Origin of the sequence: Streptomyces sp. NPDC002742 (assembly GCF_042888885.1) — a bacterium.
In the GTDB taxonomy this organism is placed as follows: Bacteria; Actinomycetota; Actinomycetes; order Streptomycetales; family Streptomycetaceae; genus Streptomyces.
This window is the reverse complement of sequence record NZ_JBIAQF010000007.1, coordinates 288,481-304,074: the sequence shown is the minus strand read 5'-3', so window position 1 is coordinate 304,074 and position 15,594 is coordinate 288,481. Positions and strand designations below refer to the sequence as shown.

The following is a 15,594-nucleotide window of genomic DNA, read 5'->3' as shown; positions in this document are numbered from 1 at the left end:
CCGGGCTTATCAGGTTTAGCGACAAAGCGAGTCTCCCAACTCTCTGAGCTATTGAGATTATGTCACTTCCCCGTACGCCTGTACTCGTCGTACCGGTGCTTCCAGTAACGCCTAGTGGCCTCGGTGTCCCCCTCTGGGGCCAGCTCCAGGAAGTTGGCCGGCACCTCGTACCGAGGGCTGCTCCGCAGGCTCTTCCTTCACCGGCTCGATCTCAGGGGCGTCGAGTGGAGCCCGGTGAATCTGAGAGGTAAGAGAGGCCGCAAAGGGTTGCACACAAAGCAATTCGAGCTGGCTGGCCTAGAAGGTGCCTCAACAGAGTTCCGCTTCTTCCTGCTCTCCATGATTACCGGCCTACTGTCCACCCCGGAATACATCAGGGCTAGTCTCGCCCACGTGCCCGGTGGCCACAGTCGGGCCATAGTGGAGAAGTTGGAGCGACAGGAAGTCCTCTACGACCGTTCGAGGAGGTTCACCTTCATTCTCACCGAACAGGCAGCACGATCCCTGTTTCTGCCACCGGACGCCATGGCCGTACAGCTTGACCGGCTCGCATCACTTACCCGTCTGCCGAATGTTCGCCTTGGGGTGATCCCGCTGAACATGCGAATGCCGGGTAACCCGTTGAACACCTTCACTGTCTATGACGACCGCCTGGTCACGGCTGAACTGTCCACCGAAGCAATGGTGTTCAGGGACCCTGGAGACGTACGGGCCTACCTCGAAGAGTTCGCGGCCTATGAGGAACTGGCCCTCTTCGGAGGGGAAGTCCGAGGGAAGCTCTCGGAATGGTCGAACGCCTACCGTTCATGATCTTAAGTCCAACACGTGCATAAATCGGAGAGGTTGACGTGTCTCACGGGATCATGCATAGAGCAGGACAGGAAGCCGCGGGGAGGCCATTACGGAATGAGCGTGACCCAGACAACTCAAGGCGAACCGGCGCACCTGGCCGTTCCGGTCCGGGACCCTACCCGGACACCGACGTAACCTTCGAGGCCGAGTGTCTGACATACGAGTGTGGCTGGCAGGCCACCCCGTCGACGGACGGGGCGCCGTCGATGTCGAGTGCATGAGCCATACCGGCCGGACCGGGCACGGCGGCTTCCGGCGCCTCTGTACGTCCTTCGCCCTGGTGGTACGGAACGATCACTGAACTTGATTGGGCGATGTCGGGTGATTGTCTGACAGGTGAGGGATGGGTCCGGTAGATCTGTGCGGGTGAATGCATCCACGCTCAGCGAGCCCACCCCCGAGGACGGTGACCCCACCTCCTTCGCTGAGACCGCGAAGAACTGGTGCCGGAAGCACTGGAAGACGACGCTCGGCGTCGTCGGCGTCGTGGGCCTGGCCGCTGTGCTCACCAGCCTCGACGGGGGGCAGGACGACACCGAGGACAGCGAGGACTTCGAGCCGTTCTCCGAGCCCGTAGCCGAGGACCAGAAACGCCAATCCCCTTGTAGGCACGAGGTGTCCGGGTACCAGAGGACGACCAGATACGGGACTCAGACTGTTCAGTCTTATTCCCGGGGCGGCTCCACGCCGGCCTGAAGCCGACTGCGCTCTCGCCAGCGAAACCCGCAGGTCAGACAGCAAAATCCTGCTGGAGTACTAGTAGGACTCCGTTAGATCTGTCTGGCTCTTGGTGTCAGGCGTGTTCTGGCGGGGAGGGGCTGGTGGCGGGCAGGCTGGACAGCCAGTAGTCGGTGGGGGCCCCGGCTCCGGCGGGCCATTCGGTCAGCAGCGTCACCTCGGGCAGGACGCCGTCCCAGCAGCCTTCCTTCGCGACGGCGGCGGTCCGGGCCAAGTGGCGGGCCCTGACGCCGGCGGGTCGCACCCGCACGACCAGGAAGTGCGAGCGCATCGGCCCGCGGGAGCCCTGGCGCCAGGTGATCTCTTTACATGCCCGCCGCCCGTGGACGGCCGCGAGCGCGGCCAGAGGGGAGGGCTTGTCCCGGTAGCGGGGCTGCGGCCTGCGGCCGGTGCCAGACCACGGCGGGACGGAGGGCTGTGCCTCGTGCGGGTGGACGGTCATGTCGGAGCGGACCGCCACCGCGTAGTCGAGGGCACGCTCGCTCAGGCCGGCCCTGAAGTCGGCGTTCTGTCCGTAGCCGGCGTCGGCCACGACCACAGGCGGAATCATGCCCCACCCGGCCAGCTCGTCGAGGGTGTCCAGGGCCAGGCGCCACTTCTCCCGGTGCCCTACCTCCGGCGGCATGCCGGTCTTCTCGCGCCGCCCGGCATCATGCGCCCATTCCTCCGGCACGAACAACCGCCACTGCAGCGGACAGGACGCCGTGTCGGAGACCGCGTGGACGCTCACCGCGACCTGGCAGTTGGCCTGCTTGCCCAAGGCCCCGCAGTACTGAGGGGCGACTGCTACCGACATCCTCCCGTCCTTGGGGAACGACACGTCGTCGACCGCCCACGCATCCGGGCCGATCTGCGCAACCATCCGCTCGGCGATCCGCCGCCGCATCGGCACCGGATCCCAGGTCGACTGGTTCACGAACTGCTGCAGGTTCTGCTCGTTGCCGTCCGGCAGCCGCTCCGCCATGGCCTGGATGGACTTGCGCCGCCCGTCGAGCATCAGCCCCCGCAGATGGCAGTCACCCTTCGCCCGCTGGTCCTTGCGCGGCACCGACGCGAATGCATCGGCCACGAATAACCCCAACTTCACCCGGGCGCGTCCCACTTCATGTGCGTCCATACCCCCAACATGCCCCCAAACAGGACCGAGAGGAAGACGTAACGGAGTCCTACTAGGAGACCGCTGAAATTCTTGCTTCGATCGCCCGGCTCACCATGGATTGCCCATAAATGCCGATCAGTATGAACTGGTGAAATTCGGGCGTGATTTCAAAAACTTCAGGATGCTCCTGGGGCGAGTGCGCCCGGCGGACCGCGATCGTCCAGGTCGAGTGCAAGGCCGAGGTCGACCGGACCCGGTCCGGCCCGCCCAGGCGGGACCGCCCGCTCAGCCCCACGCTCAGCCGTGCCGGCAGTGTCTGGTCGCCGAGATCGTGAGGCCCGCCGACGACGTGCCGATGGACTTCCGCGCAGGGCTGCCTCCCTCTGTCCGGGGGCGTCCGACGTGCGCGCGTGCGTAAGCGGAGGAAGCGGTCCTATTCGGAATGTTGTTGCAACTTTCCGCGTCAAGATTCGACGAAATATTGAAGTAACTAGTGCAAAAACTTCCACTCTCCATATAGATGGTGCGCTTAAGTGATTAACAAGCGATGCTGGGGTGGGGAAGTTGAGACATGGACATCGCGTCAGACGCACGGCTACGGGATCAGTACGGGGTCTACTGGCTGCAGTGGTCGCCACGGCGACGGCCTTACTGACCGCGCTGCCCTCCATGACTGCCCAGGCGGCCGCGGCGGAACCGGCCGCCAGCCCCTCCGCAGGGCAGCGGGCGCTGGCCGAGGCGAAGGAGTCCGGCCGCCGGGTGGAGGTGGTCAGCGAGCGCACGGAGCGCACGACGGTCTTCGCCAATCCCGACGGATATACGTTAACCCTGGAGGAATCCGCAATTCCGGTACGGGTGGCGAAGCCGGGCGGAGGATGGCAGCAGCCCGACGCGACCCTGTTACGGCGCGCGGACGGGTCGGTGGGCCCGAAGGCCGCCGCGGTACGCATGAACTTCTCCGGCGGTGGCAGCAGCGACCCGCTCGTCTCGATCAGCGAGCACGGCAGGTCGCTCTCCCTCGACTGGCCCGGGAAACTCCCCGAGCCCCAGCTCAACGGGTCGAGTGCGCTGTACGCCGATGTGTTCCCGGATGTGGACCTGAAGGTGACCGCCACCGTCGAGGGTTTCCAGCATGTCCTGGTCGTCAAGACGCCCGAGGCGGCGGCCAACAAGGCACTGAAGCAGCTCGACTTCGGCATGCACAGCACCGGGCTGACGGTCCGCAGGACCCCGTCCGGCGCGCTGGCTGCAGTCGATGAGGCCGGCCAGACCGTGTTCCGCGCGCCCACGGCGCAGATGTGGAACTCGGCGGGCCGTGCCGTCGCCGCCGAGCACCGCGCGGCCCAGCGGCTCGCGGACTCCGCGCAGGTACCGGTACCTGCCGACCCGGCGGAGGCGGCCCCCTCGGGCTCCGGCCTCGAGCCCGGCCAGGGTGACAAGGTCGCCCTGATGCAGGTGCGGGTCTCCAGGAACGCCGTCTCGGTGGTGCCGGATGCCTCCCTGCTCACCACCACCCCAGCGGCGGACTTCCCGCTCTTCATCGACCCGACCGTGACCTGGGGAGAGTCGGAGCGCACCCTGCTGCGCAGCGACGGCTACGAGGACTACGCCTGGGGCAACAGTGACGACGGCCTCGGCAAGGGCGCCGGACACTGCTCCTCCTGGGGCGGGTACTACTGCGGGCCCGGCTACACCCAGCGGCTGTACTTCGAGTTCTCGCCGAGCAGCCTGAAGGGCAAGCAGGTCCTGGACGCGACGTTCCGGGTCACCGAGCCCTGGGCCTTCCAGTGCGACCCGCGCTGGGTCGACCTCGTACGGACGAACAACATCTCCTCGTCCACCACCTGGTCCTCGCGGCCCAAGGAGCTGGACTGGATGGGGGACCGGAATGTCTCGGCGGGCCGCGGCTCGCTGTGCGACCCGGACTCCCCGGACGCCCCGATCGAGTTCAACGACAATCCGGAGGAGACGAACGAGAACCTGACACCGACGGTGAAGGACTTCGCCGCGGGCAAGTTCTCCCGGCTGACCCTGGAGATCCGGGCACACGACGAGTCCGACACCGCCGCCTGGAAGCGCTTCCGCAACGACGCGGTGCTGGCCGTGGACTTCGTCGGGCTGCCCGACACCCCGACCTCGATCGGACTGGTGACCGGCACCGGCACGGTGTGCGCGAGGACCGAGTCCGACCCGGCGGTCGTCTCGGACCCGACGCCCTCGCTGACGGCCACCCCGCAGACCAAGTCGGGCGGTGAGAGCGGCGCCCAGCTGCGGGTCGCCTTCGACCTCGACCAGAAGAACACCGACGGCACCTGGGCCGACACGTCCCCGGGCAACGGCGACGAGCGGCCCTCCACCGGCTACGTCGGGGACGGGGTGAAGCAGTCGCTGTCCTGGTCGACGCTGACCGAGGGCAAGTTGTACCGATACCGGGCCTGGGTGCGCTCGTACTACGACAGCGGCAAGAGCTATCTCGCCGGTCCCTCGAACGCCTCGACGACCGGCTGGTGCTACTTCAAGGTCGACCCGACCGCGCCGAAGGCGCCCAAGATCACCTTCGGCAGCCCGTACAGCAGCTGCACCGCCAACGCCTGTGCGGCGGCCGGCGGTCCCGGCGTCAAGGGCACCTGGACCTTCGCCCCGGCTTCCGGTGACACCAACAACGTCTCGTACCAGTACACCCTGTCCAACTGGAGCACCTGGCCCACCGCGAGCGGCGCGAGCCCGTCGGTGTCCATCACCCCCGACGCGTCCGGCACCTACACGCTGTTCGTACGGGCGAAGGACAATGTCGGCCGCTACGGGGCGTGGAGCGGGGTGGACTTCCTGGTCGCCGCCGGCATCGGACCGGTGGCCCGGTACCACTTCGACGAGGCCGGCGGGGCGGCGGCCGACACCGCCACGGCGGGCACGACCCGGCACCCCGCGACGCTCTCCGCCACCGGGGCGGCGCGCGACGACCGCGGACGCCGGGGCCTGATCACCCATGACGCCACCGGGCAGCCGCTGGACACCCCGGTCACAGACAAGGGGCTGACCCTCGACGGCAGCACCGGCTCCGCGTCCACGACGGGACCGGTCCTGGAGACCCGGTCCTCGTACACGGTCTCGGCCTGGGTCTGGGTGGACCCGTCCTCGACGAAGACGGTGTCGGTCCTCAGCCAGACTCCGTCCACGTCCAGCCCGTGGACCCAGAAGTACAGTCCGTTCGTCATCTCCTACGGCGGCAAGTGGAGCGTGCGGGTCTTCTCCACGGAAGGCGCCTTCTCACGGGGGGCCGAAGCGCCGTTCGCGTCGCCGAAGGGCGTCTGGACCCATGTGGCGGGCGTGTACGACGCGACCGCCAAGAAGGTCTACCTGTATGTGAACGGCAAGCAGGTGGCCTCGACGGACGCCGGCACACCCTGGTCGGCCGACGGCAACATGGAGATCGGCCGGGTGATGTACGGGGACAGCTACGGGGACAGCTTCAAGGGCTCCATCGACGAAGTCGCCGTGTGGCAGCGCGCCCTGACGCCCAAGGAGGTGGGCGACGAATCACGGCTGCTGACCTCCGAGAGCTACGCGGGTCTGGAGCTCGTCGGCGACTGGGAGGGAGCCCAGGGCAGCGGCACCGCGATCCCCGACACCACCTCCGGCTACGGCAAGAGCATGACGCTGGAGGGCGGGGCCGCCCTGACCGACGGCGACATCGTCCTCGACGGTGTCGACGCCGCCGCCACGGTCAACGGGCCGCTGGTGGACGGCAGTGGCGCGTACACGGTGACCACGACCGTGGCCCTGGACGGCGCCAAGCTGGCGACGAAGGACATCGGCTACACCGGCGGGGTGCTAGGCCAGCAGAACTCCGACGGGGTGTCCTGGGGCTTCTGGTATGAGCTGACCGGCAAGGACACCGTGCTCGACGACGTCACCCTCGAGGAGCACACGGTCCCGGTCGGCAAGTGGCACTTCGGCACCCTCAACAAGGACGGCACCTTCAGCTCCGTGGTCTCCGACGAGGTGGCCGCGGTCGACAGCCCGGTGCGGCTGACCGGTGCCTACGATCCGCTGTCCGGGGCCATCAGCCTCTATCTGGGACACAACCAGAACGGTGACGCGAAGGCGTTCACCGCGGTCATCGGTTCGGGAACCTTCGCCGTCGGCAAGGGATACGTGGACTCCGCATGGGGCCACTACCTGCCTGCTCGCATCGGCGAGGTGCGCCTGTTCGCCGGCGCGGTCGCGAGCTCGGACCAGATCGACACCGTCATCGGGGACTGAGAATCCAGGGTGGGCCGCGGCGTTCGCCGCGGCCCGCCCCTTGGCTCACAAGCACATGGCCGGCCCCCGTCGGGTGATCCGGTCCCTCAATTACGCAAGTGGGGAAGGACAGGCATGTCCTGGCGCAGAGTCAGATCAAGATCAATGAGTATGGTGCGTTCCGTCCGGGACGGGATACGGAGACACCGCGTCCGTTCCACGGTCGCCGTGGTGTCGCTGGCCATCTCCGTCCCGGTCGGGCTGGCGCCGGTCGCGCACGCGGCGGGCGGCGGCCTCGGCCGGCCCGAGCTGCCGGAGCAGCGGGTCAGCAAGGTCAAGCGGGTCGAGGGCCTGGGAGCCAAGAAGGCGCGGGCCCGGGTCGCCGAGGACCGGAGGACGAACACGAGGCAGGCCGCCCGGGCGCTGAAGGAGCAGCGTTCCGCCTGGCCCAAGAAGGGCTCCTCGACCGTCCGGATGAACGGCTCGGCTCCCGTCTCGGCGGCGCCCGGCGGGCTGCCGCTCACGGTCCGCGCCACGGGCGGCAAGGCCGCCGCCCCGGCCGGGACCCGGATGCGGTTATCGGTTCTGGACACCGCCGCCGCTGACGCCGCCGGTGTCACCGGTGTGCTGTTCAAGGCCGAGGCCGACGCGGCCGGGCGTGCGGAAGTCTCCGTGGACTACCGGGACCTGGCCGGTGCGATCGGCGGCGGCTGGGCGCAGCGACTGCGGCTGGTCCGGCTGCCCGGCTGCGCACTGACCACCCCCGAGAAGGCCGAGTGCCGCAAGCAGACGCCGCTGCCCTCCCGCAACAGCACCGGCGAGCAGACGGTCACCGCGCCGCTCGACCTTCCCGCGAGCCGCACCCAGGGTGCGGCCGCCACCGTCGCCACGACGGCGACCGTCCTCGCCCTCACCGCCACCGGAACGGGCACGGGCCAGGCCCCCAACGGCCATGGCGACTACTCGGCCACCCCCCTGTCCCCGTCGTCGTCCTGGGAGGCGGGCGGCAGCTCCGGCTCCTTCACCTGGAAGTACGACTTCAGTGTGCCGCCGGCGGCCGCCGGACCCGCCCCGCAGCTCTCCCTCGCGTACAGCTCGGGGAGTGTCGACGGCCAGAACGCGACCACCAACAACCAGGGGACCTCGGTCGGTGAGGGCTTCGCGCTCAGCGAGTCCTACATCGAGCGCGCCTACGGCAGCTGCGACGACGACGGCCACGACGGCGTCCACGACGAGTGCTGGAAGTACGACAACGCCCGGCTGGTCCTCAACGGCTCGTCGTCCCGGCTGGTCAAGGACGGGACGACCGGCAAGTGGCGGCTGGAGAACGACGACGCCTCCACGGTGACCCGCTCCACCGGCGCCGACAACGGGGACGACAACGGCGAGTACTGGACCGTCGTCACCGGCGACGGCACCAAGTACGTCTTCGGCCTCGACAAGCTCGACGGCGCCACCACCGAGCGCACCAATTCCACCTGGACCGTGCCGGTCTTCGGCGACGACGAGGGCGAGCCCGGCTACTCCGGCGGCACCGAGTTCGCGGACCGGTCGCTGGACCAGGCCTGGCGCTGGAACCTCGACTACGTGGAGGACACCTCCGGGAACGCGGCCACCTACTGGTACGCCAAGGAAGGCGACTACTACAAGAAGAACAAGGCGTCGTCCGCCAACGCCGCCTACACACGCGGCGGTTACCTGAAGGAGATCAAGTACGGGCTGCGCAAGGGCGCGCTCTTCACGGACGACGCCGACGCCAAGGTCGCCTTCGGATACGCCGAGCGGTGCACGGCCGACGACTGCTCCTCGCTGACCGAGGACACCGCCGACAAATGGCCGGACGTCCCCTTCGACGCGATCTGCTCCAGCGGCGACAAGGACTGTCTGGCCCTGGGCCCTTCGTTCTTCTCCCGCAAGCGGATGACCTCCATCGACACCTCGTCCTGGAACGCCTCGACGAGCGCCTACGACCCGGTGGACTCCTGGGCGCTGGAGCAGCAGTACCTGGACGGCGGGGACATCGGCGACACCTCCGACCAGGTGCTCACCCTGAAGTCCATCAAGCGGACCGGCAAGGCCGGCGACGACATCGCGATGAACCCGGTCGCGTTCACCTATCAGATGCGTCCCAACCGGGTGGACGGCACCGACGACATCCTGCCGCTGACCCGCCCGCGCGTCTCGACCGTCACCTCGGAGACCGGCGCGATCACCACGGTGACCCTGTCCTCCCCGGAGTGCGCGCGCGGTGAGGTGCTCGGCGCCGCCGAGGACACCAACACCCGCTCCTGCTACCCCCTGTACTGGCATATCAACGGCGCCGCGGACGCGTCCGTGGACTGGTTCCAGAAGTACCGGGTCCTCGCCGTCACGGTGTCCGACCCGGCGGGCCAGAACGAATCCGTCGAGCACGCCTACAGCTACAGCGGCGCCGCGTGGAACTACAGCGACGACCCCTTCGTGCCGAAGGACGAGCGGACCTGGTCCGACTGGCGCGGCTACCGCGAGGTCACCGAGTACAAGGGCGCGCTGAACACCACCCGCTCGAAGACGGTCTCCCAGTACATGCAGGGCATGGACGGCGCCAGACTGAAGGACGGCACCACCCGTTCGGTGAACCTCGTCCCGCTCCCCGCACCCGACCTGGGCCTCGCCACGCTGAAGGACGGCGATCCGTACGCCGGCCATCTGCGGGAGAAGGTCACCTACAGCGGGTCCACCGCCGTCAGCGCCACCTCGAGTGAGCCCTTGTCGGTGGAGACCGCCCGGCAGGCGGTGCCCGGAGCCGGGGACACCGTCGCCTACTTCGTGCAGCCCAAGAAGGAGATCACCCACACCTATCTCACGGTGCCGGGCATCTGGCGCTCCCGCACGATCCAGAAGAGCTACGACAGCTACGGCATGGTCTACCAGGCCGACGACAGCGGAGACGACGCCAAGACCGGCGACGAGACCTGCACCCGCACCTGGTACGCACGCGACGACAGCCTCGGCCTGATCAGCCAGGTCTCCCGTGAGCGCGTGGTCGCGAAGCCCTGCTCGGTGGCCGACACCGGCCTGAACCTGCCCACCTCCTCGGACACCCGAGGCGATGTGCTGTCCGACACCGCCACCGCCTACGACGGCGCCACCTGGTCCACGACCATGAAGCCGACGAAGGGCCTGAAGACCTGGACGGGCAGGGCCAAGAGCTACAGCTCCACCGTTCCGAGCTGGCAGAAGGTCGAGAGCACCGGCTACGACACCCTCGGACGCGTCACCTCCGTGACGGACGCGCTGGAGAAGACCACCACCACCGCCTACACGCCGACCGCGGCGGGCCCGCTGACCAAGAAGGTCGTCACCAACCCCAAGACGCAGGCCACCACTTCCTTCATCGACCCGCGCCGCGGCCTCGACCTGCGGATCTACGACGCGAATCTGAAGAAGACCGAGCTCGCGTACGACGCCCTCGGCCGGCTGACCGACGTGTGGCGGCCCAACCGCAACCGGGCCGGCGGCTACAGCCCGACACAGAAGTTCGGCTACGACCTCAGCGCCGCCAAGCAGTCCTGGGTGTCCTCCGCATCGCTCAAGGCGGACGGCGAAACGTACAACACCACCTACACCCTCTACGACTCGCTGCTGCGCCCCCTCCAGGAGCAGTCGCCCAGCCCCAAGGGCGGCCGGATCCTCACCGACACCCGCTACGACACCCGGGGCCTGGCCTACGAGAAGTTCGAGCAGATCTTCGACACCACTTCCGCGCCGAACCCGACCTACACCAGGGCCGAGTACGGCGAGGCGCCCAAGCAGACCGAGTCGGTCTACGACGGGGCCGAGCGCCTCACGTCCAGCGAACTCCTCGTCTACGGCGTGGAGAAGTGGACCACCACCACCTCGTACACCGGCGATTCGACCGCGGTCACCGGTCAGCAGGGCGGCACCGCGATCCGGACCCTCACCGACGCACGGGGACGGGACGTGGAGAAGCGCGAGTACGCGGGGCCGGACCCGGCCGACAGCCAGTTCGGCGGCGGTGTCGGAGCCGCCTACAGCGCCACGAAGTACCAGCACACGCTGGACGACAAGGAGAGCGGCATCACCGGCCCCGACGGAGCCCAGTGGACCTACGGGTTCGATCTCCTCGGCCGGCAGACCAGTGTCGGTGACCCCGACAAGGGCACGTCCACGATGGCCTACGACGACCTCGACCGGGTCATCAGGAGCACGGACTCGCGGGGCAAGAGCGTCCTGACCGGGTACGACGAGCTCGGGCGGACGACCGGCACCTGGGACGGCGTCAAGGACGACGCCCACCAGCTCACCGAGTACGTCTACGACACCGTGCTCAAGGGCCAGCCGACCTCCAACACCCGCTTCGTGGGCGGCAGGGCCGGGAAGGCGTACACCAAGACGGTCACCGGCTACGACACCCTCGACCGTCCGACGGCCACCACCCTCACGCTGCCTTCCGGCGATCCGCTGGTCGCCGCGGGCGCGCCGACCACGATCTCGTTCTCCAGCGCGTACCGCCTCGACGGCACGCTCGGCAACAACCAGGAGCCCGCGCTGGGCGGGCTGGCGGCCGAGAGCATCGACTACGGCTACACCCCGCTCGGCCAGGTCACCTCGATCACCGGCAGCACGGGTTATCTGCTGGCTGCCGACTACTCGGCCCTCGGTCTCGCCCAGCAGTACACGCTGGGCACGGAGAACACCGAAGCCGCCAAGAAGGTCTATGTCACCAACACCTTCGAGGAGGGCACCGACCGGCTCACCGACACGCATGTCACGGACCAGACCCACCCGTACATGCTGATGGACCTCAACTACACCTTCGACCAGTCCGGCAACATCACGTCCATCTCCGACCCGACCACCGTCGGGGGCACGAGCGCGGCCGAGACGCAGTGCCTCGGCTACGACGGCAACCGCCGGCTGAAGAGCGCCTGGACGCCCTCCTCGCAGAAGTGCTCCGACGCGCCCAGCGCGTCGAGCCTCTCCGGCCCCGCGCCCTACTGGACCGACTACCAGTACAACCAGGGCGGGCAGCGCACCGCCGAGATCCAGCACAAGACGACCGGCGACACCACGAACACGTACTGCTACAAGGAGGGAAGGCCGCACGTCCTGTCGGGCACCAGCAAGACGGCGAACTGCACCGCGCCCGACACCGCGTACGGCTACGACACCTCGGGCAACACCACCTCCCGGCCCGGCCCGACGGCCAAGCAGGACCTGGTCTGGTCGCCGGAGGGGCGGCTCTCCCAGCTCACCGAGAACGGCAAGAAGACCGACTACGTCTACGACGCCGACGGCAAGCTCCTGATCCGGAGCACGGAAGGCGGCGAACGCGTCCTGTACACGGGCAACACCGAACTCCATGTGAGGGCGAACGGCAGCACCTGGGCCCAGCGCACCTACTCCTCGGGCAGCATGACCCTCGCGATCCGGAGCAACGAGTCCGGGACCAACAAGCTCAGCTATCTCGCCGGAGACGATCAGGGGACCCAGAACCTGGCGGTGTCCGCGGACAGCGCCCAGACGGTCACCAAGCGCCGGATGACGGTGTTCGGCGCGGACCGCAACGCGACCACCGGCGGCGCCTGGCCGAACGACAAGGGCTTCCTGGGCAAGACCAACGACGCCAACACGGGCCTCACGCACGTCGAGGCACGGGAGTACGATCCCAAGATCGGCCAGTTCATCAGCGTCGACCCGAAACTCAGCGAGGATCAGGGTCAGTCCCTGAACGGGTACTCCTACTCCAACAACAATCCCGCCACGTTCGCCGACCCGACCGGTGAAGGCGTCCCCGAATGCAGGGACGGCTCCATCCCGTGCCGCAACGGCGTCCCCATCAGCACCGGTGGGAACCAGCCGGCACCCTGCCCCAGCCTGACCAATCCGCAGTGCCCGGAATACGGCGGTGGCGGCGGCAACAGTAACGGCGGTGGCGGTGGCGGTGGCGGCGGTGGCGGTGGCAACGGCGGTGGCGGCACGGGCGGTGGCGGGGTCTACGGCCCGCCCACCTGCGGTGCGCCTCCGATGGCGGCCTGCAGCGGTCCGGTATACGGGCCGCCCTCCCAGCCGCCGCTGCTCATGGGCCCCGACCCGGTTCCGGTGTGGACCTTCTCGGCCAACTGCTCGATCTCGTCGAAGGTGCAGAACTTCGTCTGCAACACGGGCAACGGACTCATGACCTCGGGCTCGTACCTCCAGTCGGCCTTCACCCAGGCGGGCCAGATGACCACCGGTGCCAAGGCCGCGATGCGGTCCACCAGGCAGTCCTCCCAGATCCTGCAAGCGATGCGGGACAGGCCCGGTCTCGCGCGCATAGGAGCCATCGGGAGCAGCAAGTGGATGGGGGTCGCCGGCAAGGGGTTGCTGGTGGGCGGTATCGCGTTCACCGCCTATTCCAACTACCAGGGCACCGGCGGTGACGTCCCCCTGACGGCAGCCGAGACCACGGTCGACACGGCCGTGGTCCTGGGGAGCACCAAGCTGGGCGCCACGATCGGAGGGACGATCGGGACCTTCCTCGGGGGGCCCGGTGGGGGCACGCTCGTCGGCGGAATCATCGGGGCGGGTGCGGGAGCCCTCTTCGGCGTCATGGCATCGGGCCCGATCAACAACGCCATGAAGAACAACTGGGGTAGGTTCAAGGGCTTCTTCGACTGACCGCTGGACCGGAGTGAGCAGGCGCCGGGCGGGCTCGGAGGACGAGGACCTACCTCCGAGCCCGCCCGGCGGCTCCCTCCCGGCAGGGAGCCGAGTATCAGCGACTCATGGAAGGACCGCGCAATGTATTACTTCATCGGACTCTTCTTCGTGACCGGGTCCGCGTTCATGACCTGGAAGGTCACCCAACTGTGGGGCAACGCCGACCTGGTCGAGCACTTCATGGCGACCTTTTCCTTCATGCCGTTCGGCACGGAGGTCAAGCGAGGAGAGGTACGATCCCTCGCCCTCACCGTCGTCTCCCTCTGGGGGGTCACGGTCCTGTTCTTCCTGGGCCTCCTGGACGTCGACTTGTCCGGCCCCCTGATCGCCCTCTTCGCCGTGGCGCTGGTCACGGTGCTTCTCTGCTTGCTGTGCGAAGTGAGTGTCGTCCTGTTCAACGCCCCCAAGTTCGTCGTACCGCCGCACATGCGCTCCGACCTCGGGGTGCTGGCGGCCCACCGGGCGAAGCGGGCAGGGGGCTCACGGCGGACCAGGACCTGACCCGCTCTACGCTGTGCCCGTGAACTCCACCGAGACAGCCCCGGCTGCGGCCCGTTTACGCGCGCGGATCGCGGCCTCCGCGGCCGTCTTCCTCATCCTTTCGCCTTTCGTGGCGCGGCTGATGGCGCTGGCGGGTCTGATTCCGGGCGGTGCGTCGGTGATCTGCGCCCTGATCGGCGGACCCGCCGGTTTCCTGCTGATATCGGAGCTGTGCCGGGAAACCAGTCTGGTCCGCTGTTCGATGTCCCGCGTGACCGCCCGGACGCTGATCGGTGAGCGGTCGGTGGATCTCAAGCGCATCGAAGATGTCCGGCTGCTCACCACCTTCAGCTACAACGGTCCCTCTCGCGCAGTCGTGGTGCGCGACAGCGACGGTGTGCGCCTCGGCCTCACCTCGGCCAAGAGCCAACGGGCTCTGGTACGCGCCCTGCACAGCGCGGGCGGTGAAGCGCGGGGCGGCCCGCACGTCACCGCGGCCGCCCGCGCTCATCTCGGTCTCGGGGAAGGATGGCATCGCACAGTCCACACCGTGACCGCCTTTCTCTCGCTGACGATCTCCGTTTCCCTCTACATCGGGATCGTCGTCAAGCTCGCGTGATCCTTGAGCGATCACGAGCCCGCGTGCACTCGATGACGTCGACCGGGGCCCTGCGCCTGCCGAAAGCCCTGTCCGCGCAGGCCGGGCGGCATCTGGTCGCGGGGTTGAGCAAGCTCTACCGCAAGGAGCGCGAAGGTCGGCTCATGTCCACAACCGCGAGCGAAGTCCGCAAGGCCCTCTTTCCGCTGATCAAGAAGGTCAACGACGATCACGAGGCCATCGAGATCGTCTCCAAGCACGGCGACTGCTCAAGGCGTACGAGAACGCCTTGGGCAAACATCAACGTGTCGGAGCGCGAGCTGATCGATCCGGATGCGGCGAATCCTGCTGAGGGTGCTGCGTGAGGCTTGTCTTCGAGGACCAGGGCCAGGAGGACTACACGTCCTGGATCAAGGACAAGGAGATCGTGATCCTCGCGGCCCGCTATCACTACTGACCGCTGGTCCTCCGTTCCGTGCCGCCGGTCGTTCCCGGAGCGTCGCCGCCGAAGGCGGTCGCTTTCGATCCGGCCGCAGACCTGGGCGAGGCGACAGGCCCGGAGGTCCCGGCCGTGTCGTTTCGGAGGCGAAAGCGCTCCAGCTCCATGGCCTGTCGTTCGCTGACGCGTCTGATGTCAACCGTGCTGAAGCCGCTCCCGGTCAGGTCCTTGGGCATCACAACGGGGACGCAACCGGCATCGACGTAGTGGTCGGCGCGGATCAGACTTCCCGACGGTCCCGCGAGGAGCAGGCCGGGGGCCGGGGCCTCAAACACTCCCAAATATGATGCAGGTCAAGGACGTTGCGGCAGGTGGGCCGTGTGGGGTGCGGCTGTCGGCGGCAGTGGCTTCCTGGCCGACGTCGGCTACGGCTCACGGCGC

7 protein-coding genes and 1 pseudogene are annotated in these 15,594 nt (G+C 68.1%); 7 read left to right on the top strand and 1 reads right to left on the bottom strand.

Annotated elements, in window-relative coordinates; all coding sequences use genetic code 11:
- The first annotated feature begins 114 nt into the window (after window positions 1-114).
- Together ACFYW8_RS15100 and ACFYW8_RS15095 are read left to right on the top strand one after the other, a co-directional pair.
- Entirely contained in the window at window positions 115-810 is a 696-nt protein-coding gene (locus ACFYW8_RS15100; RefSeq protein WP_389073458.1) for a DUF5753 domain-containing protein, read from the top strand.
- Window positions 811-1,218: 408 nt separating this feature from the next.
- Window positions 1,219-1,548, top strand: a complete 330-nt coding sequence (locus ACFYW8_RS15095; protein ID WP_389073454.1) for a hypothetical protein — start codon at window positions 1,219-1,221, stop codon at window positions 1,546-1,548.
- 124 nt (window positions 1,549-1,672) lie between these two features.
- Here the strand turns inward: ACFYW8_RS15095 and ACFYW8_RS15090 are convergent.
- Window positions 1,673-2,707, bottom strand: a pseudogene (locus ACFYW8_RS15090) (IS701 family transposase); the annotation flags it as partial.
- Window positions 2,708-3,358: 651 nt separating this feature from the next.
- Between ACFYW8_RS15090 and ACFYW8_RS15085 the strand changes: the two are divergent.
- From ACFYW8_RS15085 to ACFYW8_RS15065, 5 genes are all read left to right on the top strand, one after another.
- Window positions 3,359-6,952: a LamG-like jellyroll fold domain-containing protein gene (locus tag ACFYW8_RS15085; RefSeq protein ID WP_389074005.1), complete on the top strand. Its 3,594-nt coding sequence runs from the start codon at window positions 3,359-3,361 to the stop codon at window positions 6,950-6,952.
- A 150-nt stretch (window positions 6,953-7,102) separates the two neighbouring features.
- Window positions 7,103-13,594, top strand: a complete 6,492-nt coding sequence (locus tag ACFYW8_RS15080; protein ID WP_389074000.1) for an RHS repeat-associated core domain-containing protein — start codon at window positions 7,103-7,105, stop codon at window positions 13,592-13,594.
- A gap of 123 nt (window positions 13,595-13,717) precedes the next feature.
- On the top strand, window positions 13,718-14,137 hold the full coding sequence (locus ACFYW8_RS15075) for a hypothetical protein (RefSeq protein WP_389073449.1): 420 nt from the start codon (window positions 13,718-13,720) through the stop codon (window positions 14,135-14,137).
- Between the two features lie 19 nt (window positions 14,138-14,156).
- The gene (locus ACFYW8_RS15070; protein WP_389073445.1) at window positions 14,157-14,735 is read left to right on the top strand and encodes a hypothetical protein; all 579 of its coding nucleotides are present in this window, start codon (window positions 14,157-14,159) and stop codon (window positions 14,733-14,735) included.
- A 23-nt stretch (window positions 14,736-14,758) separates the two neighbouring features.
- The gene (locus ACFYW8_RS15065; RefSeq protein ID WP_389073441.1) at window positions 14,759-15,079 is read left to right on the top strand and encodes a hypothetical protein; all 321 of its coding nucleotides are present in this window, start codon (window positions 14,759-14,761) and stop codon (window positions 15,077-15,079) included.
- The last annotated feature ends 515 nt before the right edge of the window (window positions 15,080-15,594 follow it).

Bases quoted from the DNA above. Each gene is read 5' to 3' on its own strand.
- ACFYW8_RS15080 (WP_389074000.1), top strand. From the start codon at position 7,103: ATGGTGCGTTCCGTCCGGGACGGGATACGGAGACACCGCGTCCGTTCC.
- ACFYW8_RS15075 (WP_389073449.1), top strand. From the start codon at position 13,718: ATGTATTACTTCATCGGACTCTTCTTCGTGACCGGGTCCGCGTTCATG.
- ACFYW8_RS15085 (WP_389074005.1), top strand. From the start codon at position 3,359: ATGACTGCCCAGGCGGCCGCGGCGGAACCGGCCGCCAGCCCCTCCGCA.